Source organism: Maritimibacter dapengensis (assembly GCF_019218265.1).
GTDB lineage: Bacteria > Pseudomonadota > Alphaproteobacteria > Rhodobacterales > Rhodobacteraceae > Maritimibacter > Maritimibacter dapengensis.
This window is the reverse complement of record NZ_JAHUZE010000002.1, coordinates 225,548-250,418: the sequence shown is the minus strand read 5'-3', so window position 1 is coordinate 250,418 and position 24,871 is coordinate 225,548. Positions and strand designations below refer to the sequence as shown.

23 protein-coding genes are annotated in these 24,871 nt (G+C 64.0%); 16 read left to right on the top strand and 7 right to left on the bottom strand.

Annotated features, from left to right (window positions below; genetic code table 11):
* Positions 1 to 2,187 (top strand): 3-hydroxyacyl-CoA dehydrogenase NAD-binding domain-containing protein, encoded by a 2,187-nt coding sequence (locus KJP28_RS07530; protein ID WP_218391953.1) that lies wholly within the window; start codon positions 1 to 3, stop codon positions 2,185 to 2,187.
* A 100-nt stretch (positions 2,188 to 2,287) separates the two neighbouring features.
* Here KJP28_RS07530 and KJP28_RS07525 read toward each other — a convergent pair whose 3' ends face one another.
* Together KJP28_RS07525 and KJP28_RS07520 are read right to left on the bottom strand one after the other, a co-directional pair.
* Positions 2,288 to 4,696, bottom strand: a complete 2,409-nt coding sequence (locus tag KJP28_RS07525; RefSeq protein ID WP_218391952.1) for a methyl-accepting chemotaxis protein — start codon at positions 4,694 to 4,696, stop codon at positions 2,288 to 2,290.
* 61 nt (positions 4,697 to 4,757) lie between these two features.
* Positions 4,758 to 5,303, bottom strand: coding sequence for an ImuA family protein (locus KJP28_RS07520; protein WP_336245313.1), 546 nt, complete (start codon positions 5,301 to 5,303; stop codon positions 4,758 to 4,760).
* Between the two features lie 161 nt (positions 5,304 to 5,464).
* Here KJP28_RS07520 and KJP28_RS07515 point away from each other — a divergent pair, with 161 nt between their 5' ends.
* From KJP28_RS07515 to ptsP, 11 genes are all read left to right on the top strand, one after another.
* The gene (locus tag KJP28_RS07515; protein ID WP_218391951.1) at positions 5,465 to 6,505 is read left to right on the top strand and encodes an aldo/keto reductase; all 1,041 of its coding nucleotides are present in this window, start codon (positions 5,465 to 5,467) and stop codon (positions 6,503 to 6,505) included.
* A 60-nt stretch (positions 6,506 to 6,565) separates the two neighbouring features.
* Positions 6,566 to 7,084: a lipocalin family protein gene (locus KJP28_RS07510; RefSeq protein WP_218391950.1), complete on the top strand. Its 519-nt coding sequence runs from the start codon at positions 6,566 to 6,568 to the stop codon at positions 7,082 to 7,084.
* A gap of 38 nt (positions 7,085 to 7,122) precedes the next feature.
* Complete coding sequence (locus KJP28_RS07505; RefSeq protein ID WP_218391949.1) at positions 7,123 to 7,578, top strand: lipocalin/fatty-acid binding family protein; 456 nt, start codon at positions 7,123 to 7,125, stop codon at positions 7,576 to 7,578.
* Positions 7,575 to 8,471 (top strand): DMT family transporter, encoded by an 897-nt coding sequence (locus tag KJP28_RS07500; RefSeq protein WP_218391948.1) that lies wholly within the window; start codon positions 7,575 to 7,577, stop codon positions 8,469 to 8,471. Before KJP28_RS07505 ends, KJP28_RS07500 begins: the two co-directional genes overlap by 4 nt.
* 84 nt (positions 8,472 to 8,555) lie before the next feature.
* Positions 8,556 to 9,311, top strand: coding sequence for an SDR family NAD(P)-dependent oxidoreductase (locus tag KJP28_RS07495; RefSeq protein WP_218391947.1), 756 nt, complete (start codon positions 8,556 to 8,558; stop codon positions 9,309 to 9,311).
* Between the two features lie 79 nt (positions 9,312 to 9,390).
* Positions 9,391 to 11,109, top strand: a complete 1,719-nt coding sequence (gene metG, locus KJP28_RS07490; RefSeq protein ID WP_218391946.1) for a methionine--tRNA ligase — start codon at positions 9,391 to 9,393, stop codon at positions 11,107 to 11,109.
* Between the two features lie 80 nt (positions 11,110 to 11,189).
* On the top strand, positions 11,190 to 11,657 hold the full coding sequence (locus KJP28_RS07485; RefSeq protein ID WP_218391945.1) for an NUDIX hydrolase: 468 nt from the start codon (positions 11,190 to 11,192) through the stop codon (positions 11,655 to 11,657).
* A 65-nt stretch (positions 11,658 to 11,722) separates the two neighbouring features.
* Positions 11,723 to 12,142: a DUF1178 family protein gene (locus KJP28_RS07480; protein ID WP_218391944.1), complete on the top strand. Its 420-nt coding sequence runs from the start codon at positions 11,723 to 11,725 to the stop codon at positions 12,140 to 12,142.
* A gap of 57 nt (positions 12,143 to 12,199) precedes the next feature.
* Positions 12,200 to 13,012: a glycosyltransferase gene (locus KJP28_RS07475; RefSeq protein ID WP_218391943.1), complete on the top strand. Its 813-nt coding sequence runs from the start codon at positions 12,200 to 12,202 to the stop codon at positions 13,010 to 13,012.
* 84 nt (positions 13,013 to 13,096) lie between these two features.
* On the top strand, positions 13,097 to 14,332 hold the full coding sequence (locus KJP28_RS07470; protein ID WP_218391942.1) for an aspartate kinase: 1,236 nt from the start codon (positions 13,097 to 13,099) through the stop codon (positions 14,330 to 14,332).
* Positions 14,333 to 14,485: 153 nt separating this feature from the next.
* Complete coding sequence (gene ptsP, locus KJP28_RS07465) at positions 14,486 to 16,741, top strand: phosphoenolpyruvate--protein phosphotransferase (protein ID WP_218391941.1); 2,256 nt, start codon at positions 14,486 to 14,488, stop codon at positions 16,739 to 16,741.
* A gap of 74 nt (positions 16,742 to 16,815) precedes the next feature.
* Here the strand turns inward: ptsP and KJP28_RS07460 are convergent, their stop codons facing one another.
* Complete coding sequence (locus tag KJP28_RS07460) at positions 16,816 to 17,301, bottom strand: GNAT family N-acetyltransferase (protein ID WP_218392817.1); 486 nt, start codon at positions 17,299 to 17,301, stop codon at positions 16,816 to 16,818.
* Between the two features lie 145 nt (positions 17,302 to 17,446).
* On the opposite strand from KJP28_RS07460, the gene KJP28_RS07455 reads away from it, so the two are divergent.
* Positions 17,447 to 18,052 (top strand): flavin reductase family protein, encoded by a 606-nt coding sequence (locus tag KJP28_RS07455; RefSeq protein ID WP_218391940.1) that lies wholly within the window; start codon positions 17,447 to 17,449, stop codon positions 18,050 to 18,052.
* A 91-nt stretch (positions 18,053 to 18,143) separates the two neighbouring features.
* The gene (locus tag KJP28_RS07450; protein ID WP_255552268.1) at positions 18,144 to 18,542 is read left to right on the top strand and encodes a DUF4260 domain-containing protein; all 399 of its coding nucleotides are present in this window, start codon (positions 18,144 to 18,146) and stop codon (positions 18,540 to 18,542) included.
* On the opposite strand, the gene KJP28_RS07445 is transcribed toward KJP28_RS07450, so the two are convergent.
* Entirely contained in the window at positions 18,539 to 20,167 is a 1,629-nt protein-coding gene (locus tag KJP28_RS07445) for a SulP family inorganic anion transporter (protein ID WP_218391939.1), read from the bottom strand. The genes KJP28_RS07450 and KJP28_RS07445 overlap by 4 nt on opposite strands.
* 91 nt (positions 20,168 to 20,258) lie before the next feature.
* Complete coding sequence (locus KJP28_RS07440; RefSeq protein WP_218391938.1) at positions 20,259 to 20,855, bottom strand: hypothetical protein; 597 nt, start codon at positions 20,853 to 20,855, stop codon at positions 20,259 to 20,261.
* Between the two features lie 113 nt (positions 20,856 to 20,968).
* On the opposite strand from KJP28_RS07440, the gene KJP28_RS07435 reads away from it, so the two are divergent.
* Complete coding sequence (locus KJP28_RS07435; RefSeq protein ID WP_218391937.1) at positions 20,969 to 21,838, top strand: S-methyl-5'-thioadenosine phosphorylase; 870 nt, start codon at positions 20,969 to 20,971, stop codon at positions 21,836 to 21,838.
* A gap of 58 nt (positions 21,839 to 21,896) precedes the next feature.
* The gene (locus KJP28_RS07430; RefSeq protein WP_218391936.1) at positions 21,897 to 22,436 is read left to right on the top strand and encodes an adenine phosphoribosyltransferase; all 540 of its coding nucleotides are present in this window, start codon (positions 21,897 to 21,899) and stop codon (positions 22,434 to 22,436) included.
* Between the two features lie 122 nt (positions 22,437 to 22,558).
* On the opposite strand, the gene KJP28_RS07425 is transcribed toward KJP28_RS07430, so the two are convergent.
* Both KJP28_RS07425 and KJP28_RS07420 read right to left on the bottom strand, forming a co-directional pair.
* Positions 22,559 to 23,968, bottom strand: coding sequence for an FAD-binding oxidoreductase (locus KJP28_RS07425; RefSeq protein WP_218391935.1), 1,410 nt, complete (start codon positions 23,966 to 23,968; stop codon positions 22,559 to 22,561).
* Between the two features lie 36 nt (positions 23,969 to 24,004).
* Entirely contained in the window at positions 24,005 to 24,826 is an 822-nt protein-coding gene (locus tag KJP28_RS07420; RefSeq protein ID WP_218391934.1) for an MBL fold metallo-hydrolase, read from the bottom strand.
* Positions 24,827 to 24,871 lie beyond the last annotated feature (45 nt).

Genomic DNA, 24,871 nt, shown 5'->3' with positions numbered 1-24,871 from the left:
ATGGCTGAATTCACCATGGAAAAAGACGCCGACGGCGTCGCAGTAATCACCTGGGACCTGCCCAACCGGTCCATGAACGTGCTCACGCTTCAGGGCATCGAAGAGCTGGAGAAGCTGTCCGAAGAGGCGCTGTCGGATGACAGCGTGAAGGGCATCGTCATCACCTCGGGCAAGGACACCTTCGCGGGAGGCATGGACCTCAACATCCTCGCCGAATTCAAGGAAAACGGCGCCGAGGGTGTGTTCGAAGGCACCATGCGCGGCCACCAGATGCTCCGCAAGCTGGAACTCGCGGGCATGGACCCCAAGACCCAGAAGGGCGGCAAACCGGTTGCCGCGGCACTTCCCGGCACCGCGCTCGGCATCGGGCTCGAACTGCCCCTCGCCTGTCACCGTATATTCGCCGCGCCCAATCCCAAGGCCAAGATCGGCCTGCCCGAGATTCAGGTCGGCATCTTCCCCGGCATGGGCGGCACCACGCGGCTCGTGCGCAAGCTGGGCGTCATGGGGGCCTCGCCCTTCCTGCTCCAGGCCAAAATGTCTTCGCCCGAACAGGCGGTGAAAGCGGGCATCATCGACGAAGTGGCCGACGATCCGGTCGCTGCGGCAAAGGCTTGGGTGTTGGACGCGAAAGACGCGGACCTCGTGAAACCCTGGGACGCAAAGGGCTACAAGATCCCCGGCGGCGCGCCCTATCACCCGGCTGGCTTTCAGACCATGGTAGGCGCCAACGCCATGATCATGGGCAACACCTGGGGTGCCTTTCCGGCGCCTAAAGCCATGTTGTCTGCGGTTTACGAAGGCATGCAGGTGCCCTTCGACACCGCGCTCAAGATCGAGGCGCGCTGGTTCACCAAGGTCATCATGGACCCCTCCTCGGGCGCCATGATCCGCTCGCTGTTCATCAACAAGGAAGCGTTGGAAAAAGGCGCGGTCCGTCCCGAAGGCGTGGCCGACCAGCGGGTCAAGAAACTCGGCGTGCTTGGTGCTGGCATGATGGGCGCGGGCATCGCGCTCGTCTCGGCGCAGGCCGGAATCGAGGTGGTGCTGATCGACCAGAAACAGGAGGCCGCGGACAAGGGCAAAGCCTATACCGAGAGCTATCTGGACGCGGGCATCAAGAAGAAGAAAACCACGCCCGAGAAGAAGGACGAGGTTCTGGGTCGGATCACCGCGACCACGGATTACGATGCGCTCAAGGATGCCGACCTCATCATCGAGGCCGTGTTCGAAGATCCCGGCATCAAGGCCGAAGTGACCAAGGCGGTCGAAGCCGTGATCCCCGAGGACTGCATCTTCGCCACCAACACCTCGACGCTCCCGATCACCGATCTGGCCAAGGCATCCTCACGCCCGGATCAGTTCATCGGCATTCACTTCTTCTCGCCGGTCGAAAAGATGCTTCTGGTCGAGATCATCAAGGGGGCCGAACCCGGTGACCGTGCCACGGCCAAGGCGCTCGACTACGTGCGCCAGATCCGCAAGACGCCGATCGTGGTGAACGACGCGCGCTTCTTCTACGCCAACCGCTGTATCATCCCCTACATCAACGAAGGGGTGCGCATGGTGACCGAGGGTGTGGAACTTCCGCTGATCGACAACGCCGCGCGGCTTCTGGGTTTCCCGGTCGGGCCGCTCCAGCTCGTGGATGAAACTTCCATCGACCTCGGCGTGAAAATTGCCAAGGCGACCAAGGCCGCGATGGGCGATGCCTACGACGACGCCACGGACGAAATCATGTTCTGGATGTATGACGACGGCCGGCTGGGCCGGAAATCGGGCGCCGGGTTCTACGATTACGACGAGAAAGGCAAGCGACAGGGTTATGCCGACGTCGTGAAGGACAAGTATCCGGCCGCCGACGATCAGCCAGAGCTGACCGAGGTGCAGCATCGCCTGATGATGGCGCAGGTGCTCGAGGCCGTGCGCGCGCTCGAGGAAAACGTGCTCATGGACATTCGCGAAGGCGACGTGGGTGCGATCCTTGGCTGGGGCTTCGCGCCATGGACGGGCGGGCCGCTTTCCTGGCTCGACATGATCGGGGCCGAGAAGGCCGTCGAGATCTGCGACCACCTGACCGAAACCCATGGTGAACGCTTCGCTTGTCCCGACCTCCTGCGCGACCTCGCCGCGAAAGGCGAGACGTTCTACGGACGCTTCGGGGGCAACGCGGCGAAGGCGGCCTGATACCGCCGCCATGCGCGCACGTCTCAGCCGCGCAAGGGAATGATCCATCGCAAGGGGCCCGGACGCATGTTCGGGCCCTTTCGCGTCGACGAGTCTCGCGTCAGGCGATGCGTCGGGTCACGTCCATGTCCATCTCGTGGCCTCCATCGCCCCAGCCCTGGAACCGACCGACGAGCGTGAACAATTCCCCGACCAAGCTTGCGAGCGCCTGGGTCGCCGCGGTGGTTTCCTCGAACATCGCCGCATTATGCTGCGTCGCGCCGTCGAGTTGGCTCATGGCGATATTGACCTCTTCGATCCCGTTTTTCTGTTCGACAGCCTGTTCGGACAAATCGTCGATCTGGTTGGCGATCCGCATCACGCCATCGGTGATATCGGCAAGATTGGTTCCGTTCTGCCGCACCAGCGCAACGCCGCTTTTCACCTGGTCGCGGCTGTTAGAAATCAGCTTGTTGATCTCGCCCGCAGATTCCGTTGCCCGTTGTGCAAGAGCACGCACTTCCGATGCCACGACCGCGAAGCCTCGCCCGGCCTCGCCTGCCCGCGCGGCCTCGACGCCTGCATTGAGCGCGAGGAGATTGGTCTGGAACGCGATGTCGTCGATGACCTCGATGATCTTGCCGATCTCGTCCGAGGCGCGTTCGATTTCGAACATGGCCGCTTCCGTTTCCTCGACGCCCTTCAGACTGGCGCGCGTCCGGTCCGCTGTTTCGCGAGTCGCATCGCGGACCTCGCCCATGCCATGTGTCGTCTGCTCGACCAGTCCGCTCATCTGGCGCATCGTCTCGGACGTCTGAGCGATGGACGCGGCCGAGCTTTCGGTGCGCTTGGCCAGTTCGGTCGCTGCATTTGAAATCTCGGCCACGTTGCCGTTGATCGAATTGGTGCTGAGCGAGATCGCCGCCACGATGTCGCGAAGCCCCGCCACCGCCTCGTTGAAATCCAATCGCAAGGGTTTGTATTCCTCGGCGAAGAATTCGCTGATCTCCACGTCCAGATCACCATTCGCCATGCTTTTCAGCGATTTCGCGAGGTTCCGGACGACCTGGGCAAGCTCTTCGGCCTGCCGCTCCCGCTCAAGGGCGGCGCGGTCTTCTTCGGCTTCGCGTTCTGCGCGGATGCGCTCTCGCTGTTCGAGCTCCTCGGCCATCGCCTTTCGCTTGCGTTCGGCTTCGTCGAGGTCACGCTGACGTTCCCGCTCCGCGGCTTCCAGCTTGTCGGCCTCCGCCTGCTGCCGTTCGGTGCGCGCTCGGGCAAGCGAGTCGCGCATCGCGACCAGTTGCCTGGCCATCTCTCCGATTTCGTCGCCACGGTCCCCGACGTCGAGCGTCTGCTCGTAATCCCCTGCGCCGATCGCAGTCATCGCGTCCTTTACCGCCGCGATCGGGCGCGAAATGCCGTTCGAGAAGATCCGCGCGATCACGAGAGCACCAGTGATCACTAGGGCTCCCATCACGAGGAAGGCGATCCCCATGATCCGCAAGTGCGCCAGCATCGCGGATTTCGGTTGCTCGGTCACGACCGACCAGCGCGTCCCCAGAAACTCGACGGGTGCGAAGGCCCCCAGTACTTTGCGGCCCTCTTCGTCGCGAAACGCTACAACCCCGGTGTCTCCGGCCTGCGCCGCAAGTGTCGCGGGGTTTTCGATGCGGGTCGACAAGATGTGGTCCTGTCCATCGCCCGAAATATCGTTGCGCAACAGCCCGTCGGCACCGGTGACGTAGCTCCGGGCGCCATCGACACCCTGTCCCCCGGTCTCGAGAGCCGCATTTATCTTGCCAATCGGCATCTGGATCGCGAGTACGCCGAATTTTGCCCCGGATCTGTCGAATACCGGACGCGATACGAAAGCCGCCGGAGCATTCGCCGAAGGCTCATAGGGGGCGAAATCGAGAAACGTGGTCGGGTCGCTCTCGGACCGGTCAATCGCCGTGCGGAACGCGCGCCCCAGGTCGGTGTCGCGCCATTCACCTGTAACCAGATTGGTCGCATAGTCGCGTTCCTTGAACACCGTGTACACGAGGTTTCCGTCCGCATCGAACAGGAAGATGTCGTAATATCCCATTTGCCTCAGCCGAGCGTCGAAGCCCGGATGGTGGCGTGCGTGGACCACGTCATAGGTCGTCCCGGTGCCGGGCGAAACCAGCGCGTTCTTTTCGCCCATCGGATGGGGATTGTCGTCAATATAGACGGCCTGAAGGGTCTCTTCCGGAGAGGCAAATTCCTGAAAAGCCGCAGAAAATTCCTGCAAAGCCCGCACGACGCCATCCTGTTGCGTCATGGCGATAAGGTCTGCGTCGACCTGCTTCAGAAGGTCCTGAAGCCGAAACCGCGGGCCTTGGGAGCTCGCTTCCAGCCGCGCTTGCGCTTCCTGCAACACGTTGTAGCGCGCGGTGGTGAATCCAAAGGTCGACAGCGCCAGGACCGCGAGCACACCCGACCCCGCCATGATCATCTGAAGCTTGATCGCGATTCGAAGATTTCCCAACCAAACCAGTAGCTTGTTCATTGACATTCACTCATTTTGTCACGCCGTGCGGACACCCTAGAGCGTGGGTCTTGCCAAATCGCTAATCCGCCTCGGCCGGCTGCGCTCCGAGCCTGAATTCCTGCCCCACGCGCCCCACACGCCAGTTATGCGGAGCGGCATCACGGGCCCGTTCGCGGGCAAGGTGCCAGCCCGGTTCCACCCCGTGATCCGGTGTCATCGACCAGCGGCTTTCCGCCCCCGGCGCACTGCCTTCCGGCGTCAGCACAAGGCCCAGCGCCCGGCCCCCGCCTGCCTCGCAGGCCAGTTGCATTCGCCGCATCGGGGTCAGCGCGGGCGGCCCCGGCAGTTCGGCCACGACCAAGGGCACCACGCCCGCGCGCAGCACCTCTTCCATCGTCCACAGAAGCTCCTGCGCCCGTTCGGCGGCCACGAAGGTCACGCGTCCGGGGTCGATGAACGCCGCCATCCCCGGCCCATGCAGCGCCCCCGCCTCCCAACCGGGGCGAAGCCAGAACACCGGCCCTTCCATCGCCCGCGCCACGATCATCGCGAAGGTATGGCGCGCAGGTCCGCAGCCCTCGTGCACCCGCCCCTGCGCAAGCGTGAGCCGGTTGAGAAAGGTCACCCCTTTCGCCTCCCTGTAGGGGCGTCTGTCCAAAAGCGCGTGATGCATGAGGCCATGATAGATGTTCGCCAAATGTTCTCAAGCGATTTTCACCCGGCCCGCCTCTTTTCATTCCCGCCCCGACGCGGCAGGTTGCGCGCAACCACACGCGGGAGATTGATATGCGGATGAACACATTGGCGGGCGGAGCGCTCACCGTTTCGGAATTGTGCCTCGGCTCGATGACATGGGGCACCCAGAACACCGAGGCCGAAGGCCACGCGCAGATGGACATGGCGCTGGATCACGGTGTCAACTTTATCGACACCGCCGAAATGTATCCGACCAATCCACTCACCTCCGAACGGGTTGGCAATACCGAAAAAATCATCGGCACATGGCTCGCGGGCCGTGGCAAACGCGATGACGTGGTGATCGCATCCAAGGTCACCGGCCCTTCGCCCACCGTCCGCGAAGAGGGCTATTCCGGCGCCATCATCCGCCAGACAGTCGAAGACAGCCTGACCCGGCTTCAGACCGATTACATCGACATCTATCAACTTCACTGGCCGCAACGCGGGTCTTACCACTTCCGGCAATACTGGAAATATGATCCGTCCAGTCAGGACCCGGCCAAGACGGTCGACGAGCTGCGTGACGTCATGGAGGCGCTCACCGATCTGGTGGCCCAGGGCAAGATCCGGCATTTCGGCGTGTCGAACGACACCGCCTGGGGCGTCGCGAAATTTCAACAATTGGCCGAAGAAGCAGGCGGGCCGCGCGTCATTTCAATCCAAAACGAATACTCGCTCCTGTGCCGGATCTTCGACCTCGACCTCGCCGAGCTTTGCGTGCAGGAAGACGTGAAGCTCCTGGCCTATTCTCCCCTCGCCGCTGGCATCCTGACCGGCAAGTACCACGGCGGCACGAAAGTGCCCGAAGGGTCGCGCATGTCCATCGTCAGCAATCTGGGCGGCCGCGTGACCGACCGGCTCTGGCCCGCGACACAGGCCTATCTCGACATCGCCGAGAAACACGGGCTGGACCCGGTGCATCTGGCGCTCGCCTTCTGCACCTCCCGCCCCTTCATGGGCTCGGCGATTTTCGGCGCCACCTCGCTCGACCAGCTCGAACGGGCGCTTGGCGCACAGGACATGACACTTTCGGACGAGGTGCTGGGCGAGATCGCGACCGCGCACAAGGCCCACCCCATGCCGTTCTGAGCCGTTTGATCCGGTCGGGCGCCGCGAGCGTAAAGCCTCCAGACACACAGGAGACGCCCCATGCGCCCGACCAAACCATTTGCAGCCCTCGCAGCCCTCGCGCTGCTCTCCACCCCGGCCAGCGCCGAGTACCGTGACACCTCCGTGCCGATGAAGACGCAGGAGATCGACCTGCAAAGCTATCTCGGCAAATGGTACGAGGTGGCGCGCTACCCCAACACGTTCGAACGCGGATGTCAGGCCCCGACCGCCACATATTCGCAGAACGCGGACGGCACCGTCGAGGTCCTGAACGCCTGCGCCGGCGGCAGATCCCGCAGCGCCGAAGCGGTCAAGGTCGGCCCCGGCAAGTTCGAGGTCGATTTCGTCCGTTGGCTCCCGGGCGTCGCCAAGGGCGATTACTGGGTGCTCTACGTCGATGACGGCTATGACTTGGCCGTGGTCGGCGAACCCACCGGGCGCTACGGCTGGGTCCTGTCCCGCACACCCCAGATCCGCCAGAGCCAGTTGGACAAGGCGCAATCGGTCCTGCGGCAGAACGGCTACGACCTGTCTGAACTGATGCTCATCGCGCAATAACACTTCCAACCACTCACGGCGCGACCTAGAAGGGCGACATGCGTGTCGCCCTTCTTTTCTGCACCCTGATCGCCCTCGCCTCCTGCGCCCCGACCCCGCGCGGGGTGCGCGACACCGACGTCACGATGAACGCGGTCGTCGGGGTGGCCGACACCCGTCTGACAGGCGACTGGATCGAAGTCGCCGCAATCGGGCGAACTCCGGGCGGCAGTTGGTCGATCACCGCCTCTCCAGACGGCGGGCTGATCGTGACCGGGCCGGACGGGGTCGGGCGCGGCAGCCTTGGCCCCACGGGTCGGCTCACGCTCTCGACCTTCCTCGAACCCCTGTTCCTGCTGTGGATCGACGCCGACGACCGTACGGCGGTTCTGGGAACGAGGTCCGGCGCACCCGCCATCGTGCTCGACCGTCGCGCAGCGCTGCCCGCCGATCGCGCCAAGGCGGTGCGCGATATCCTCGACTGGAACGGCTACGACCTGAGCCAACTGCGATGATCGAGCTTTGGGTCGTCGTCGCGCTCGTCGCGGGCGCGGTGCAGACCCTGCGTTTCGCGCTCCAGAAATCGCTCGGCGCGACGGGGCTTTCTCCGGGCGGCGCAACCTTTTCACGGTTCCTGTTCGGTGCGCCGATCGCGCTCCTCGCCGCGCTCACCCTGATCGCATCCACCGACACAGCACTCCCGCCCCTGCCCCCGCGCTTCTGGGCCTTCGCCTGCGCGGGCGGGCTGGCGCAGATCGTGGCAACCATGGCGACGGTCGCGCTGTTTTCAGCCCGCAACTTCGCTGTTGGCATCGCGTTCACCAAGTCCGAAACCCTGCTCGTCGCCCTTTTCTCGCTGGTCCTTCTGGGCGAAGCGATCTCACCATCCGGTCTCGCAGCGATCCTTGTCGGCGTGGCGGGGGTGCTGCTTCTGTCGTGGAAGACCGGCGGCGGGCGTCTCGCGCTCGTAAACCGCGCCTCGGGTCTGGGCCTCGCGGCGGGCGCGCTCTTCGGCCTCGCCGCCATCGGCTACCGTGGGGCCACGCTTCAGGTCGCCGCCGACAGCGCGCTCCTGCGGGCCCTCGTCACCCTCGCCGCCGCAACCACGTTCCAGACCCTCGCCATGCTCGCCTACCTGCGCATAGCGGAACCCGGCGAGATCACCCGTGTCCTCGCCCGCTGGCGCACCACCGGGCTTGTGGGCGTCACCGGCATCGCCGGGTCGATGGGCTGGTTCTTCGCCTTCGCGCTTCAGAACGCAGCTTACGTCCGCGCACTCGGGCAGGTCGAACTGGTCTATTCGCTGCTCCTGTCGTGGGTGGTGTTCCGCGACCGCATCACGTCGCGCGAGCTTGTCGGCATGGCGCTTCTGGTCGTCTCCATCGTCGCCCTGATCCTCGTGGTCTGAGTTGCACGTCATCTGTGCGTGATCGCCCCTCCAAGGCCTGAGGTGAGTGATTACATCCCTTTCAAACAAGGAAAGGAGGACGATATGGACCTCAGATTTGACGGAAAAACAGCCATCGTGACCGGCGGGGCCTCGGGTATCGGGGCGGCCATCGTCGACGAACTCGCCGCATCCGGCGCGACCGTGATCGTAGCCGACCTGAAACAGGAAGACGCCGACACCAAGGTGGCCGAGGTCGAAAAGGCCGGCGGCAAAGCCATCGCGTTCGCGGGCGACGTGGGCGACAGCGCGGTGGTCGAGAAGATGGTCGCCTTCGCGAAGAACAGGACCGGAGCGGTTCACCTCCTCGTCAACAACGCCGGCATCGGGGGCGAACAGGCGCCGGTCGCGGAAAACACGCCCGATGGCTGGCACAACCTGATGCGCGTGAACCTCGATGGCGTGTTCTATGGCATCCGCTCCGCGATCCCGGAAATGATCGAGGCCGGCGGCGGCTCCATCGTCAACATCGCGTCGATCCTCGGCTCTGTCGGCATCGCCAACAGCTCGGCCTATGTCGCTGCCAAACACGGCGTTGTCGGGCTGACCAAATCGGCGGCGCTGGAATATGCCGCGCAGGGCGTGCGCGTGAACGCGGTGGGTCCGGGCTTCATCCACACGCCACTGGTGGACGCGAATCTCGATGACGAAACGCAAAAGGCGCTTGCCGGCATGCACGCGCTCGGGCGCATGGGTAAACCCGAAGAGGTGGCCGCCCTCGTGGCCTTCCTGCTCTCCGATCGCGCGAGCTTCATCACAGGGTCCTATCACCTGGTCGATGGCGGCTACACCGCGCAGTAACACCCTCGGCGCGGGTGCTTACATCTGGCACCCGCGCCACGCTTGAGGTAACAGGGCGCAAAGACACCAAGGAAGACCCATGTCGCGCATCCTCATCACCTCGGCCCTGCCCTATATCAACGGCATCAAGCATCTTGGGAACCTCGTCGGCTCCCAGCTTCCCGCCGATCTCTACGCCCGCTTCCAGCGCGCGCGCGGCAACGAAGTGATGTTCATCTGCGCGACCGACGAACACGGCACCCCCGCCGAACTTGCCGCCGCGAAGACCGGCGAAGAGGTCGCGGCCTATTGCGCCCGGATGCACGAGGTGCAGGCCGATCTCGCCCGTGGCTTCGGCCTCTCCTTCGACCATTTCGGACGCTCCTCCTCGCCGCAGAACCACGCGCTGACCCAGCATTTCGCGGGCAAGCTCTATGAGGCCGGACTGATTGAGGAGGTCTCGGAGAAACAGGTCTATTCCATCGCCGATGGCCGTTTCCTCCCCGACCGCTATATCGAAGGCACATGCCCCAACTGCGGATACGAGAACGCCCGCGGCGACCAGTGCGAAAACTGCACGAAGCAGCTCGACCCGACGGACCTCATCAACCCGCGTTCGCAGATTTCTGGCTCGACCGATCTGGAAGTGCGCGAAACCAAGCACCTGTTCCTCAAGCAATCCGCCATGCGCGACAAGCTGAACGACTGGATCGACTCGAAATCGGACTGGCCGGTCCTGACGACGTCGATCGCGAAGAAATGGCTCAACGACGGCGACGGGCTTCAGGATCGCGGCATCACCCGCGACCTCGACTGGGGGATCCCCGTGAAGCGCGGGGATGAGGACTGGCCGGGGATGGAAGGCAAGGTCTTCTACGTCTGGTTCGACGCGCCGATCGAATACATCGCCGCGACCGCCGAATGGGCCGAAGCGACCAAAGGTGGGGATACTGCATGGGAACGCTGGTGGCGGACCGATAAAGGTGCCGACGATGTTCGCTATGTGCAATTCATGGGCAAGGACAACGTGCCCTTCCACACGCTTGGCTTTCCCGCGACGATCATGGGGTCGAACGAGCCGTGGAAGCTCGTCGACTATATCAAGTCGTTCAACTACCTGAACTACGACGGCGGCCAATTCTCGACCTCGCAGGGCCGCGGCGTGTTCATGGATCAGGCACTCGACATCCTGCCCGCCGACTACTGGCGCTGGTGGCTCCTGCGCCATGCGCCCGAAAGCTCGGACAGCGAGTTCACCTGGGAGCACTTCCAAAGCTCGGTGAACAAGGATCTCGCGGACGTGTTGGGCAACTTCGTCTCGCGCGTCACCAAGTTCTGCCGCTCCAAGTTCGGAGAAGAGGTGCCGTCCGGCGGTGATCTGGGCGAGGCCGAGACCGCGCTCATCGCCGACCTGACCGCCCGCATCCGCACCTACGAAAAGCACATGGACGCCATCGAAGTCCGCAAGGCCGCACAGGAGCTTCGCGCGATCTGGGCCGTCGGCAACGAGTACCTGCAAGAAGCCGCGCCGTGGTCGGTGTTCAAGGAAGACCCGGACCGCGCCGCCGCGATCATCCGACTTATGCTGAACCTGATCCGTGTCTATGCAGTGCTCTCCGCCCCGTTCATCCCGACCGCCGCCGCAAAAATGCTCTCCGGAATGAACACGATGGACACGGGCTGGCCCGACGATGTCAAAGCCGCGCTCTCTGTTTTGCCCGAAGGCCACGCCTTCACCGTGCCCGACGTGCTGTTTGCCAAGATTTCCGACGAGGAGCGCGAAGGCTGGCAGGCAGAATTCGCAGGCAAGCGCGCCTGATTGGCGGTCCTGCGCCGGATAGCGTTTGATTTACCGGATGTCACCGTTAAGTTGTAAGGAACGGTCAGGCTCCGAGCAGGATGAAACCCGTGTCGATCAGACAACCGGCCTTTCGGCTGAAAAACGCAGGGAAGCGCGACGTGCGCACGCAATTCTGCGCGCTGCCCTACCGGATCAAGGACGGCAAACCCCAGGTGCTGATGGTCACGTCTCGCGCGACCGGGCGCTGGATCCTTCCCAAAGGCTGGCCGATGCACATGTCGACACCCGCCGAGGCCGCCGCGACCGAAGCCTATGAGGAAGCGGGCGTCAAAGGCGTCGCCATCGACAACGTGCTGGGCTTCTACACCTATACGAAAACACACGATGGCGTGCGCTATCCAGTGGTCGCTGCCGTGTTCCCCGTGCGGGTCGACAAGGTTCTGCGCAACTGGCCCGAAAAGGGTCAACGCAAACGGAAATGGGTCAGCCAGAAAAAGGCCGCGCGCCTGCTCTCGGATCGTGGCCTTCGCGACATCGTCAAACAATTCGATCCGCGCGCGATCTGACCCAGCTTGCCAAACCCCCTGCAATGCTTAGATAAAGTGCAACTCTATTGTGATAGGTTGCACCGATGATCCGCTACGCGTTGAAATGTGCCGAAGGGCATGATTTCGAAAGCTGGTTCCAATCCGCAAGCGCATTCGACGCGCTGGCGGGCACTGGCCGCGTGGAATGTCCGCACTGCGGCTCGACCTCAGTGGACAAGTCCCTGATGGCCCCGCAGGTGGCCAAGGGGCGCGGCGAAACCCCGCGCCCGCTCGCCCCGCAGGACGACACCGAGCGCAAGATCGCGGCACTCAAGGCCAAGGTCGAGGCGGAAAGCGATTATGTCGGCGTGAACTTCGTGAAGGAAGCCCGCGCCATGCACGAAGGCTCCGCCCCGGAGCGGTCGATCTACGGCGAGGCGAAGCCGAAAGACGCCATCGCGCTCCTGGAAGACGGCATTCCCGTCGCGCCCCTGCCCTTCACGCCCCGCGCCAAGGCGAATTGAAACGAATTTTTCGCGCCCCAAGCTTTTCAGACCCGCGCGACCTGCTAAATTGCGCGCATGACCATCCTTTTCGAAACCCGGTTTTCGTTTTTTGGCCAGTCGGGCTGGAAATCCAGCCACGCCGCCGACCCCGGCCTGCTGTTCGACGATGACCGCCTCGAGCAGCGGATGACCTATTTCGAACAGATCACGCTGGAAAGCCTCAAGGGCCAGACCGATCCCGATTTCAACCACATGGTCCTGTCCTCGACCCTGATGCCGAAGACCTGGCAAACCCGCCTGCGCGAGCTCGTCATCGACACGCTCGGCGCCAAACGCGCCCGCGTCATGTTCCGGCCCGAAGGCAAGGCGGGGCGGTTCCTCAAGGACGCCGTGGTGAAGACATATGGCGACGACGTCATCACGCAGGTGGTGCTGGATGACGACGACGCGGTATCGGCCGATTTCGTGGCCGCCTTGCGCGGCTATGCGCAAATCGCGCGCCGCGACCCGCTGAACGATGCGCCCTACAGCTTCATAACCTTTCCACGTGGCTACACGCTCGGGATCGAAGCGGGCCGGATTTCGTGGCTCGCACATCGGTACGTGCCCTATACCAACCTCGGCCTCGCGCTGGTGGGCCCCGCATCGTCGTCGCGAAATCCCTATCTCACCAGCCATCGCAAGATCGGTGAGCGGCATCCTTCGTTCATGGTCAGCCACCGCCGCCCCTTCTACCTTCGCGCGGTCCACGGACTGAACGACAGCTTCGCGAAACAGAAAGGCGCCTTTCTGACTGATGAAGAGATCGTCGGGGCATTCCGGTATTTCCCGTGGATGGAACGGCACTTTCCGGGCCTCTCGGACAACAGCACGCTCGCCGCGCAATAGGCCGCTCTACGCGCCCTCTTGCCCTTTGCCGAGCCGCGCCGTATGAGGCGCGGAACGTGAAAAGACCCGAGGGATAAGGCGCTCATGCCGCTTCTGGTGATGAAATTCGGCGGCACCTCCGTCGCCACGCTGGACCGCATCGCCCGCGCTGCCAAACGCGTCGCGCGCGAGGTTGCGAACGGTTACGACGTGATCGTCATCGTCTCGGCCATGTCCGGCAAGACCAACGAACTCGTCGGCTGGGTCGAGGAAACCTCGCCGCTCTACGACGCCCGCGAATACGACGCCGTCGTGGCCTCCGGTGAGATCGTGACCGCCGGCCTCATGGCGCTCCGGCTTCAGGAAATGGAAATCCCCGCACGCTCCTGGCAGGGCTGGCAAGTGCCGGTGCGCACGACCTCCGCGCATTCCGCCGCCCGGATCGAAGACATCCCGACCGACAACATCAACGCCAAGTTCGGCGAAGGCTTCAAGGTCGCGGTGGTGGCCGGGTTTCAGGGCCTGTCGCCGGAAAACCGCGTCACCACGCTGGGCCGCGGCGGGTCCGATACGACCGCCGTCGCCTTTGCCGCTGCCTTCGGCGCGGAGCGTTGCGACATCTATACGGATGTGGATGGTGTCTACACCACCGACCCCCGGATCGAGGACAAGGCCCGCAAACTCGACAAGATCGCCTTCGAGGAGATGCTGGAATTGGCCTCCCTCGGTGCCAAGGTGCTTCAGACCCGCTCGGTCGAACTCGCCATGCGCTACAAGGTGAAGCTGCGCGTCTTGTCGTCTTTCGAAGAATATGACCCCAATGCAGGCACGCTGGTCTGCGACGAGGAGGAAATCGTGGAACAGAATGCCGTCTCCGGCGTGGCCTACAGCCGCGATGAAGCCAAAATGACCCTGATCTCGGTGGCCGACCGCCCCGGCATTGCAAGCGCGATCTTCACCCCGCTGTCCGAAGCCGGCGTGAACGTGGACATGATCGTTCAGAACATCTCGGAAGAGGGTCGCACGGACATGACCTTCTCCTGCCCCACCAACCAGGTCGCGCGCGCCGAGAAGGCGCTCACCTCGGCCAAGGAGCGCGGCGACATCAACTACCGCGAGATCGTCGCCGATACGGATGTGGCCAAGGTTTCCATCGTCGGCATCGGCATGCGCTCGCAGGCCGGGATCGCCGCCAAGATGTTCGACGTGCTGGCGCGCGAAGGCATAAACATCAAGGTCATCACCACCTCCGAGATCAAGATCTCGGTGCTTGTGGACCGCAAGTACATGGAACTGGCCGTCCAGTCGCTCCACGACGCGTTCGAACTCGAAAAGAGCTGACGCGCGCAAGACTTGCACGTCAGATCGGCGGCTCCCGGTTCGGCCGCCGAAAGGATAAGCGCCGCGCATTTCGCCGCCCTGCGGCAACGAAAACCCTTTCCCACCCTCCGGCCCCTGTGATTTAACCCACACGGGCCAGCGTGAGAATTATCAGTGAACCAGGAAACACCCCAGTCCGAGGAACCGACCGAGTCGCGCAAGCTGCTCGGCCGCTTGCGTGAGGCGCTGGCGTCGGATTCCGCCGGGCAGGAGCGGCTCGACAAGGTCACCGAGATCATCGCCAATTCCATGGGGGTCGAGGTCTGCTCGATCTACCTGTTCCGCGATTCCGAGACATTGGAACTCTGCGCCACCGAAGGTCTGAACCCCGAAGCCGTGCACCAGACGCGTATGCGCATGGGCGAGGGCCTTGTGGGCCGGGTCGCCCGCACGAAACGGGTCATCAACTCGCCCGACGCGCCGTCCGAGCCCGGGTTCCGCTACATGCCCGAGACCGGGGAAGAGGTCTTTTCATCCTTCCTCGGCATTCCCGTCCAGCGCCTTGGCGAAACCCTGGGCGTGCTCGTCGTTCAGTCGAAAGAGGGCCGTCGCTTCTCCGATGACGAAGTCTACGGCATGGAAGTCGTGGCGATGGTGCTGGCCGAGATGACCGAGCTTGGCGCTTTCGTCGGCGAAGGCGCGGCCCTCGCCGCGCTTCACCAGCGCCCCGCGCTCTTTCGCGGCTCGGTCGGGCAGGAAGGCATCGCCGAAGGAAATGTCTGGCTCCACGAACCGCGCGTGGTCGTCACGAACCCGATCGCCGATGACCCCCACGAAGAAGCCCGACGCCTGCGGGCCGCCGTCGACGACCTGCGCGTCTCGGTGGACGAATTGCTCGCCACGTCGCGTACCGCCGACAAGGACCAGATTCAGGTTCTCGAAGCCTACCGCATGTTCGCCAATTCCAAGGGCTGGCTCCGTCGGATGGAGGAAGACATCTATCGTGGCCTTTCTGCCGAGGCCGCCGTCGAGAAAGAGCAATCCGCCGCGCGCACGCGCATGGCCCAGGTGCCCGACGCTTACCTGCGCGAACGCCTCCACGACCTCGACGACCTGTCCAACCGACTCCTGCGCATCCTGACCGGTCAGGGTGGCGACACCGGCGCAGAAATGCCCGACAACCCGATCCTCGTCGCACAGAACATCGGCCCGGGTGAGCTTCTGGACTACGGGCCCAAGCTCAAGGGCATCGTGCTCGAAGGCGGCTCGGTCGCCTCGCACGCCGCCATCGTCGCCCGCGCCTGGGCGATCCCGCTCGTGGTCAATGCCCGTGGCATCACTACCGAGGCGCTGAACGGTGACATGATCATCGTCGATGGCGAACAGGGCGTGGTTCACCTGCGCCCCGAGGATAGCGTCCGCGCGGCCTTCAAGGACAAGATGGCGATGCAGGCCGAGCAGCAGAAACGCTTCGTCGACCTGCGCGACAAACCTGCCACTTCGCTCGACGGTGAAACGGTGAGCCTGAAGATGAACGCGGGGCTGATGGCCGACCTGCCCTCGCTCGAAGGTTCAGGGGCCGAAGGCGTCGGCCTCTTTCGCACCGAGCTTCAGTTCCTTGTGCGCTCCAACGTGCCGCGCCGGGGCGAATTGGCCGCGCTCTACGCCCGCGTTCTCGACGCCGCCGGTGGCAAGCCCGTGGTGTTCCGCACGCTCGACATCGGGTCGGACAAGGTGCTGCCCTATATGAAACCGACCGAAGAGCCGAACCCGGCGCTCGGCTGGCGTGCGATCCGGGTCGGGCTGGACAAGCCCGGCGTCATGCGAATGCAACTTCAGGCGCTGATCCGCGCCGCCGCTGGCCGCGACCTGACCGTCATGTTTCCCTTCATCGCGCAATACGACGAGTTTCGCGACGCAAAGGAGATCTTCCAGCGCGAGCTTGCCCGCGAACGTCACATGGGCCACATCCTCCCGACCAACGTACAGGTCGGCGCGATGCTGGAAACCCCCTCGCTCGCCTTCGCACCGCGGCAGTTCTTCCACGAAGCCGACTTCATCTCGATCGGCGGCAACGATCTCAAGCAGTTCTTCTTCGCCGCCGACCGCGAGAACGAGCGCGTGCGCCGCCGCTACGACACGCTCAACACCTCGTTCCTGAACATCATCGACCTCGTGATCCAGCGCTGCGACGAGGCGGGCACCCCCGTCTCCTTCTGCGGCGAAGACGCGGGCCGCCCGGTCGAAGCCGTCTGTTTCGCGGCCCTCGGGATGCGGCAGCTTTCGATGCGCGCGGCCTCGATCGGTCCGGTGAAACACCTCATCCGGCGCACCGATCTCGGCGAGCTCAAACAGGTGATCGACGAGGCCCGCTCGTCCTCGGAACAATCCGTGCGCGGCCCGGTCATGGATTACCTGTTCCGCCGCTGATCCGGCTTCATTGTTCCGAAAATACTTCAGGAGGTCAGGAGGACTGGTCCTCCTGCGGCCCCGCAGGGGCCGACCTACGCCCAGCGTGTGACCGGCCCGCGCACCCCGTCCCATGCGCCCGGCACGAGGTCATGGCCGAGCACGCGCTCCGGGTTGGTCGGCGGCGGCATCTCGACCCCATCGAGCCGGCTGAACCCGAACCGCGAATAATACGGCGCATCGCCGACCAGCATCACCCGCTCCCAGCCGAGCTTCGCAGCACGGCCAAGGCTATCCTGGATCAAGAGCCCGCCCAGCCCCTCGCCCTGCCGGGTCGGGTGCACTGCGACCGGGCCGAGCAGCAAAGCATCGACCCTGCCCACATGCACCGGCCAGTACCGGATCGCACCGCCAAGAATACCGTCCGCGTCCCGTGCAGTCAGCGACAGGCCCGCCACCGGGTCCACGTCGTCACGAAGCCGGTAGGAGGACAAAGCCTCGCGCCCCGGTGCGAAACAGAGGTCGTAGAGCGCTTCGACCTCCCACCAATCTTCCGGCGTTTCTGTGGCGAACGTGAACAGCGGTGTTTTCCTTTTTGCTGACCCTTCCCCTAGCGCAGACGCGAAGCCTTTCAAAGACTTCGCCCGGTTTATGCGAAAGAAACCCGCCCCGCGCTTTCCCTCGGCCCCGAACCGGGCTAGCACTGAATGAACGACGAGGAGTCACATGTTCTACCGCCCCGAAGACGGCCACGGCCTGCCCCACAACCCGTTCAACGCGATCATCACGCCGCGTCCCATCGGCTGGATCTCGACACGGTCGACCCGTGGGATCGACAATCTCGCCCCCTATTCCTTCTTCAACGGCGTGGCCTATACCCCGCCGCAGGTGATGTTCGCCTCTACGGGCGGCAAATCGGACCGTGCGCGCGGCAAGGACACCTTGGGCAACATCGACCAGACCGGGGTGTTCTGCGTGAATGTCGTGGAGGCAGAGGCCATCAACGAGATGAACGCGTCGTCCCAGTCGCTCGCCGCCTCTGACGACGAATTTCCACATTCCAAGGTGACGAAGGCCGCCTGCAACGAAATCCGCTGCTCCCGCGTCGCCCTCTCGCCCGCCTCGCTCGAATGCAAGCTGAGCCAACTCGTGCCGCTCGAAGGCGAAGACAATTACCTCGTGATCGGCCGCGTCGTCGGGGTCCATATCCGCGACGATTGCCTCGTCGACGGCAAGTTCGACATCACCCGGTTCGGGATGGTGAGCCGCCTCGGGTATCGCGATTACACGATCATTCGCGACGCTTTCGAGCTCAAACGCCCGGACGATTAAGTATTCAATCCTGAATATCGAACCATCGTATTTACGGAGTTCGCATTCACACGTGGCTAGATCAGGATGTTCTCACGCATTGGAGGACACCATGACGACCATGACCACGAACATCCGCGACACCGACCGCGCCCCGCTCGAAATGCACCAGATCGCGCATCTGCGCATCGAGGGGGCTGTGCAACTCGGCCTTGCACTCGCCCTCTTCGCGTCGACCGGGGCAAGCTGGTGGCTCTTCGCCGCCCTGATCCTCGCCCCTGACCTCTCGGCGCTCGGCTATCTCGCGAACACGCGCATCGGCGGGTGGTGCTACAACCTCGGCCATTCCTATGTCGGCCCCGCCGCGCTCCTCGCCATCGGATATGTCGCGGCGATGCCCATGATCCTCGCACTCGGCGCGATCTGGTGGGCGCATATCGGTATGGACCGCGCGGTGGGCTACGGCTTCAAGTCGCTTCACGCCTTCAAGCGCACTCACCTGAGCTTTTAGTGTCCCCCGAGAATGCCCGTGCGGACCTGGTAATCGACGGCGATCTGGTAATCCGGGTCGTCGTCGCTATCCACCATCAGGTGCCCGGCCTTGGTCAGAAGCTGATGACAATCCCGCGACAGGTGGCGAAGCTGGATCGACTTGCCGGCGCCCTCGTATTTCGCGGCAACCGCCTCGATCGCCTGAAGCGCCGATTGGTCGGCGACCCGGCTGTCGGCGAAATCCACGATCACCTGCGACGGGTCCCCCGCGACGTCGAACATCTCGGAAAACCCTTCGGCAGACCCGAAGAAAAGCGGCCCCTGTACCTGGTAAACCTTGGCCCCTTCCGGCGTCACGTAGGTCTTGGAGTGAATCCGCGTCGCGTTCTGCCAGGCATAGGCCAGCGCCGAGACGATCACGCCCACGACCACCGCGACCGCGAGGTCTTCATAGACCGTGACGGCGGTGACGAGCAGAATGACGAAAGCGTCGATCTTCGGCACCCGCGTCAGGATACGCACCGAGTTCCACGCAAACGTCCCGATCACCACCATGAACATTACGCCGACCAGCGCGGCCAGCGGGATCTGTTCGATCAGCGGGCTGGCGAACAGGATGAAAGACAGCAGGAACAGCGCCGCCGCGATCCCCGCGATCCGCGTGCGCCCGCCCGATTTCACGTTGATCATCGACTGGCCGATCATGGCGCAGCCTCCCATACCACCGAAGAACCCGGTCACGATATTGGCCGACCCCTGCGCGATGCATTCCTGCGAAGCCCCGCCGCGCTGCCGGGTCATTTCACCGACAAGGTTCAGGGTCAGGAGGCTCTCGATCAATCCGATCGCGGCGAGGATCACCGCATAAGGCAGGATAATCTCCAGCGTTTCGAGGTTGAACGGCACCGCCGGGATATGAAACGGCGGGAAACCACCCTTGATCTCGGCCATGTCGCCCACGCGCGGCACGTCGATGCCGAAGCCGATCACCACCGCTGCGGTCACGAAGATTCCGGCCAGCGGCGCGGGAATGATCCGCGTGATCTTGGGCAGACCCCAGATCACCAGCATGGTGAGCGCGACAAGACCCAGCATGGTGTAAAGCTGCGCGCCTGACAGCCATTCACCGCCCGTCGTGCCATGCCCGGTCACCTCGGCGCTCCCCGGCACTTTGAACTGGGTCAGCTGAGCGAGGAAGATGACGATGGCCAGCCCGTTCACGAAGCCCAGCATGACGGGATGCGGCACCAGACGTATGAACTTGCCCCAATGCATGACACCCACGAAGACCTGTATGATCCCCATGAGCACCACGGTCGCGAACAGGTATTCGACCCCGTGCTGGGCCACCAGCGCCACCATGACCACGGCAAGCGCCCCGGTCGCGCCTGATATCATGCCGGGCCGCCCCCCGATCAGCGCGGTGATGAGACCCACGAGAAAGGCCGCGTACAGACCCACAAGCGGATGCACCCCCGCGACGAAGGCGAACGCCACCGCTTCCGGCACTAGCGCCAGCGCCACCGTAAGGCCCGACAAAAGCTCGATGCGAATCCGCGCCGGGGTTAGCCGGTCATTCGGTGCGAGCCGAAGATCGGCACCTTTCACGCGTTTTGCAAAACGGGTCAGGGGAGTGGACTGCACGGGCGTCACCTTTTTCGGGGTTGTTCTGTTCGCGGCTCTCTCCTATCGCCGCGATGCAGAAAAGGCCACGGAAAATGTCGGTGTCCTTGGCTCAGGCGTCCCGCGCACGCACCAGGATATGGTAAATCACGGCCTCCGCGACATACCATGACATGAGCCGACCGCAGGACACGTAGACCACCCAGAGATCGACGCTCGCCCAGCGTAGCAAAGCCGCCGCGACCATCGTATCGAACGCATGACGCGCGGCCACGACACTCAGCGCGCTTCGCCGTTCAGGGTCGGACCGATACCGTGCCCAGGCCGACGGAAGCGCGGACAGATCGGTTTCGTCCCCGAAGAAAACGAACCCTGCGAAACCGACCGCGAAGAGGATCGCCACGATGACCCAGCCCACCTGCACCTGGAACACGGACGGCACGATGACCCCCAACGCAGCGACCCCGAGCAGAAGTACCCCCGCAAGGAACACCCCCTGAAGGACACGCCCCTCCTCCACCCGTTTCATGATGCTGCCGCCCAGGCTCAGCACCACGAAGAACAGGACGCCCAGCGCCACACCCGGCACCGGGCCGGCGCCAAGGTCCAGCCCGTCCCGGGTCATGAGGTAAACCGCAAGCATGGCAAGGTTCGGCACCAAGGCACGAAGCGGCGGGCGTGGTATGATCCTGAAAAAATCTCCGAACATGGCCCGCACATACCGTCATTTCGCGGCACGAATTTGGCGCAGATGCGACCGATTAGCGGTTGAATTCAAATCATCCGTCAGCATCCTTGCCGGAGGTCTGGAAGGGAAATTTCATGAAAACGATGATCGGAGTGATTGGCGGATCGGGGCTTTATGACATCGACGGTCTCGAAGGGGCCGCGTGGCAGAAACTCGACACGCCTTGGGGCGCCCCGTCCGACGAGGTGCTGACAGGCACGCTCGACGGCGTCCCGATGGCCTTTTTGCCGCGTCATGGGCGCGGCCATGTCCATTCCCCGACCAGCGTGCCTTATCGCGCCAATATCGACGCGTTGAAGCAGCTTGGCGTGACCGATGTGGTATCGGTCTCTGCCTGCGGTTCGTTTCGCGAAGAAATGGCGCCGGGCGACTTCGTGATCGTGGACCAGTTCGTCGACCGCACATTCGCCCGTGAAAAAAGCTTCTTCGGCCCCGGCTGCGTCGCTCATGTCTCGGTCGCCCATCCGATCTGCGAACGCCTTGCGGGCCTCTGCTACGAAGCCGCGCGCACGACCGGGGTCAGCGTCCACATGGGCGGAACCTACCTCGCGATGGAAGGCCCTCAGTTCTCTACACTGGCGGAATCGAAACTCTACCGCGAAGTCTGGGGCTGCGACGTGATCGGCATGACCAACATGCCAGAGGCTAAGCTCGCCCGCGAAGCTGAACTGGACTACGCCTCCATCGCGATGATTACCGACTACGACAGCTGGCATCCCCAGCATGGCGAAGTCGACGTGTCCGAAATCATCGCCACCCTCGGTGCCAATTCCGCTAATGCCCGCGATCTCATCGCGCAATTGCCCGCGCTGCTGGGCCCAGAGCGCGCGGCCTGCCCGCAGGGCTGTGACCGATCGCTGGAATTCGCGGTGATGACCGCGCCCGACCAACGCGACCCCACGCTCGTCGCCAAACTCGCCACCGTCGCCGGCCGCGTGTTGTGACCCGCCTCGCACCTCGCAACCCGACGCTCGCCCGCCACTACGACAGGACCACACGCCCATGAAACACCGCAAATCCGTCAAGGACTACATCCGCACCATCGTCGACTTCCCGCATGAGGGGATCATGTTCCGCGACGTGACCACGCTCTTCGCCGATCCCCGCGGGTTTCGCATGTGCATCGACGAGTTGCTGCATCCCTATGCCGGCGAGGAAATCGACAAGGTCGTGGGGCTCGAGGCGCGCGGCTTCATTATCGGCGGCGCCATCGCGCACCAGCTCTCCGTCGGCTTCACCCCGATCCGCAAGAAGGGCAAGCTCCCCGGCGCGACGCTCAGCCAGGCCTATGCGCTCGAATACGGCGAAGCGGTGATGGAAGTGCATGACGACGCGATCCAACCCGGCGAGAAGGTGCTGGTGGTCGACGACCTTCTGGCGACCGGTGGCACGGCGGCGGCGGGCATTCAGCTCATCGAAAAGCTGGGCGGCGAAATCATCGGCTGCGCCTTCATCATCGACCTCCCCGACCTCGGCGGGCGCGCGAAACTCGAAGAGATGGGGATGGACGTCCATATCCTGTGCGAATTCGAGGGCGATTAAGCCTTTCGCAAGCATTTCCCTGTATCGAGTGGCTGGGTTCGTGGAGCGGACCCCTGCTTGCAGACGCACGTCACTGTGCAACGCCCCGCCTTCCCCCCGGCGGGGCGTTCCTGTGTTGGACGCTAGAACAGAACGCCGGGGTTCATGATCCCCTTCGGGTCCAGCGCCTGCTTGATGGCCCGCATCACCGCGAGTTTCGCCCGATCGCCGTAATGCGCAAGCTCTCCGACCTTGAAACGCCCTACCCCATGTTCGGCGGAAAACGATCCGCCCCGCGCCGCGACAAGGTCATACACCGCCCGCGCCACGTCCTCCCGCCGATCCGCAAAGGCATCCCGTGATCCGCCCTCCGGCGGGAAGATGTTGTAATGCAGATTGCCGTCGCCTAAATGCCCGAAGGCGTTGACACGAAACGGCCCAAGCCCCGCGATCACCCGGTCCGCTTCGGTCAGGAAGCCGGGCACCTCCGAGAGCGGCAGCGAGATGTCATGCGACGACACCGCGCCCACCTTCCGGTTGGCGAGCGGAATTTCCTCGCGCATCGCCCAGATCGCCCCGCGCTGCGCTTCCGACTGCGCGATCACCCCGTCTGAGACCAGCCCGGCCTCGAGCGCCCGCTCGAACAGCGTCGCGAGCACAGCGTCCGGCGCGTCATTCGTTCCCATGCCAAGCTCGATCAGTACCGACCAGCCGGGGATCGGGTCGATCGGGCACTGCGCGGGCATCCCGGTCTCGACGAGAAACGCAGCCCCGACCCCGGAGATCAGCTCGAACGCAGACACGGATGTCCCCGCCACATCGCCCGCCAGCGCGAAAAGCGCCAGTGCCGCTTCCGGGTCGCGCACGGCCATGAGCGCTGTGCCCAGCGTTGCAGGCGACGGGAACAGTCTCAGGCTCGCCGCCGTGATGATGCCGAGCGTCCCTTCCGCGCCGACCAACAGGCCGCGCAGGTCATAACCGGTATTGTCCTTGCGCAGCCGCTTCAGACCATTCCAGACGCTCCCGTCGGGCAGAACCGCCTCCAGCCCGAGGCACAAATCCCGCGCATTGCCATAGCGCAGCACGTTCACCCCGCCCGCGTTGGTGGACAGAATACCCCCGACCCGTGCGGACCCTTCCGAGGCCAGCGACAGCGGAAACAACCGCCCCGCGTCATCCGCCGCCGACTGTACATCGGCCAGGATGCAACCGGCCTCGGCCACCAGCACGTTCTCCTGGGGATAGACATCCCGGATACGGGTCATGCGTTCGAGCGACAGCACCACGGGCCGCGCGCCCTCGTCCATCACCTGCCCTCCGACAAGCCCGGTGCCGCCGCCATAGGGCACAATCCCGACACGCGCCTCGGCACAGGCGCGCACCAGCGTTGCGACCTCGTCGGTGCTTCCGGGCGCGACCACGACGCCCTCCACCCCTGCGACAAGCCCGCGTGGCTCTTCGAAGTAAGACGGCGACGCGTCTCGGAACACCTGTTCGGGCAAGACCGCACGCAGCCCCGCCTCGAATGCCTCATCTGCCGGGTTCAGATCCATAGGTTCGGGATGGCACCGCGCGGGCGCCTTGGCAAGTCACTCGAGCGGGCCGGGTTGCAGCAGCATCACCGTCGGGCGGCTGGGAAGACTGTCCATCGACACGGTGATCTCGCGGATACCGGCATCGACCACATCATACCCGCCCTCGCCCATCCCGGCGAGAAACCGATCCAGCGTGAAGCGCCCGAACCAGTGCATCGGAATGACCATCCGGGCGCGAAACCGCCCCATCACCTCGATCATGCTCTGCGTGTCGAGGCTCACGCCCCCGTCCACCGCCGCCATGACCACGTCGAGCCGGCCGATCTCGGCGTATTGCCCGTCGTCCGGGATGTGGTGCAGGTGGCCGAGATGGCCGATGCACAGCCCCGCGGCCTCGAAAATGAACACCGAATTGCCGTCGGTGGTCACGCCCCCGCCCCCATTGGAGCGAATATCGGTGTGCACGTTGCGCACCAGCATCTCGCCAAGGTCGAGGTTGTGATCGCGCTCGACACCGGTCGCCTCGGCCCAGCCTTCGAGCACGTTGGGAATGTCCGGGTCCGGCGACCATGTGAAATGGCTGATATGCGCGTTGTTCATCGTCACCACGTCCGGCACAAGGTCGGCGCCGCCCACGTCTCCGGTATAATCCGTTACGGCAGTCAACCCACCGGACGTCTGGATCAGAAACGCCGCATGGCTGATATAGGAGATCCGAACCGTATCGTCCGGCAACGGATCGCTGAAACGCGCCCGATGAACGAAGGGCACTCTCATGTTGTCCGCAAGCGCGCGGCAATGAGATTCGATGCGCTCCTGCGCGACGGCAGGGACAGCGAGCAAACAGGCGACAGCGGACAAAAGGAATCTGGTCATGGGCCGAAGTCTGCCACGACACGCCCATTCCCCGACTCAACTCAC

Coding starts and splice junctions, on each gene's coding strand:
- KJP28_RS07505 (WP_218391949.1), top strand. CDS start 7,123: ATGCGTGTCGCCCTTCTTTTCTGCACCCTGATCGCCCTCGCCTCCTGC.
- KJP28_RS07530 (WP_218391953.1), top strand. CDS start 1: ATGGCTGAATTCACCATGGAAAAAGACGCCGACGGCGTCGCAGTAATC.
- KJP28_RS07420 (WP_218391934.1), bottom strand. CDS start 24,826: ATGACCAGATTCCTTTTGTCCGCTGTCGCCTGTTTGCTCGCTGTCCCT.
- KJP28_RS07450 (WP_255552268.1), top strand. CDS start 18,144: ATGACGACCATGACCACGAACATCCGCGACACCGACCGCGCCCCGCTC.
- KJP28_RS07510 (WP_218391950.1), top strand. CDS start 6,566: ATGCGCCCGACCAAACCATTTGCAGCCCTCGCAGCCCTCGCGCTGCTC.
- KJP28_RS07470 (WP_218391942.1), top strand. CDS start 13,097: ATGCCGCTTCTGGTGATGAAATTCGGCGGCACCTCCGTCGCCACGCTG.
- KJP28_RS07440 (WP_218391938.1), bottom strand. CDS start 20,855: ATGTTCGGAGATTTTTTCAGGATCATACCACGCCCGCCGCTTCGTGCC.
- KJP28_RS07500 (WP_218391948.1), top strand. CDS start 7,575: ATGATCGAGCTTTGGGTCGTCGTCGCGCTCGTCGCGGGCGCGGTGCAG.
- KJP28_RS07495 (WP_218391947.1), top strand. CDS start 8,556: ATGGACCTCAGATTTGACGGAAAAACAGCCATCGTGACCGGCGGGGCC.
- KJP28_RS07435 (WP_218391937.1), top strand. CDS start 20,969: ATGAAAACGATGATCGGAGTGATTGGCGGATCGGGGCTTTATGACATC.
- KJP28_RS07485 (WP_218391945.1), top strand. CDS start 11,190: ATGAAACCCGTGTCGATCAGACAACCGGCCTTTCGGCTGAAAAACGCA.
- KJP28_RS07480 (WP_218391944.1), top strand. CDS start 11,723: ATGATCCGCTACGCGTTGAAATGTGCCGAAGGGCATGATTTCGAAAGC.
- KJP28_RS07455 (WP_218391940.1), top strand. CDS start 17,447: ATGTTCTACCGCCCCGAAGACGGCCACGGCCTGCCCCACAACCCGTTC.
- KJP28_RS07425 (WP_218391935.1), bottom strand. CDS start 23,968: ATGGATCTGAACCCGGCAGATGAGGCATTCGAGGCGGGGCTGCGTGCG.
- KJP28_RS07525 (WP_218391952.1), bottom strand. CDS start 4,696: ATGAACAAGCTACTGGTTTGGTTGGGAAATCTTCGAATCGCGATCAAG.
- KJP28_RS07430 (WP_218391936.1), top strand. CDS start 21,897: ATGAAACACCGCAAATCCGTCAAGGACTACATCCGCACCATCGTCGAC.
- KJP28_RS07475 (WP_218391943.1), top strand. CDS start 12,200: ATGACCATCCTTTTCGAAACCCGGTTTTCGTTTTTTGGCCAGTCGGGC.
- metG (WP_218391946.1), top strand. CDS start 9,391: ATGTCGCGCATCCTCATCACCTCGGCCCTGCCCTATATCAACGGCATC.
- KJP28_RS07515 (WP_218391951.1), top strand. CDS start 5,465: ATGCGGATGAACACATTGGCGGGCGGAGCGCTCACCGTTTCGGAATTG.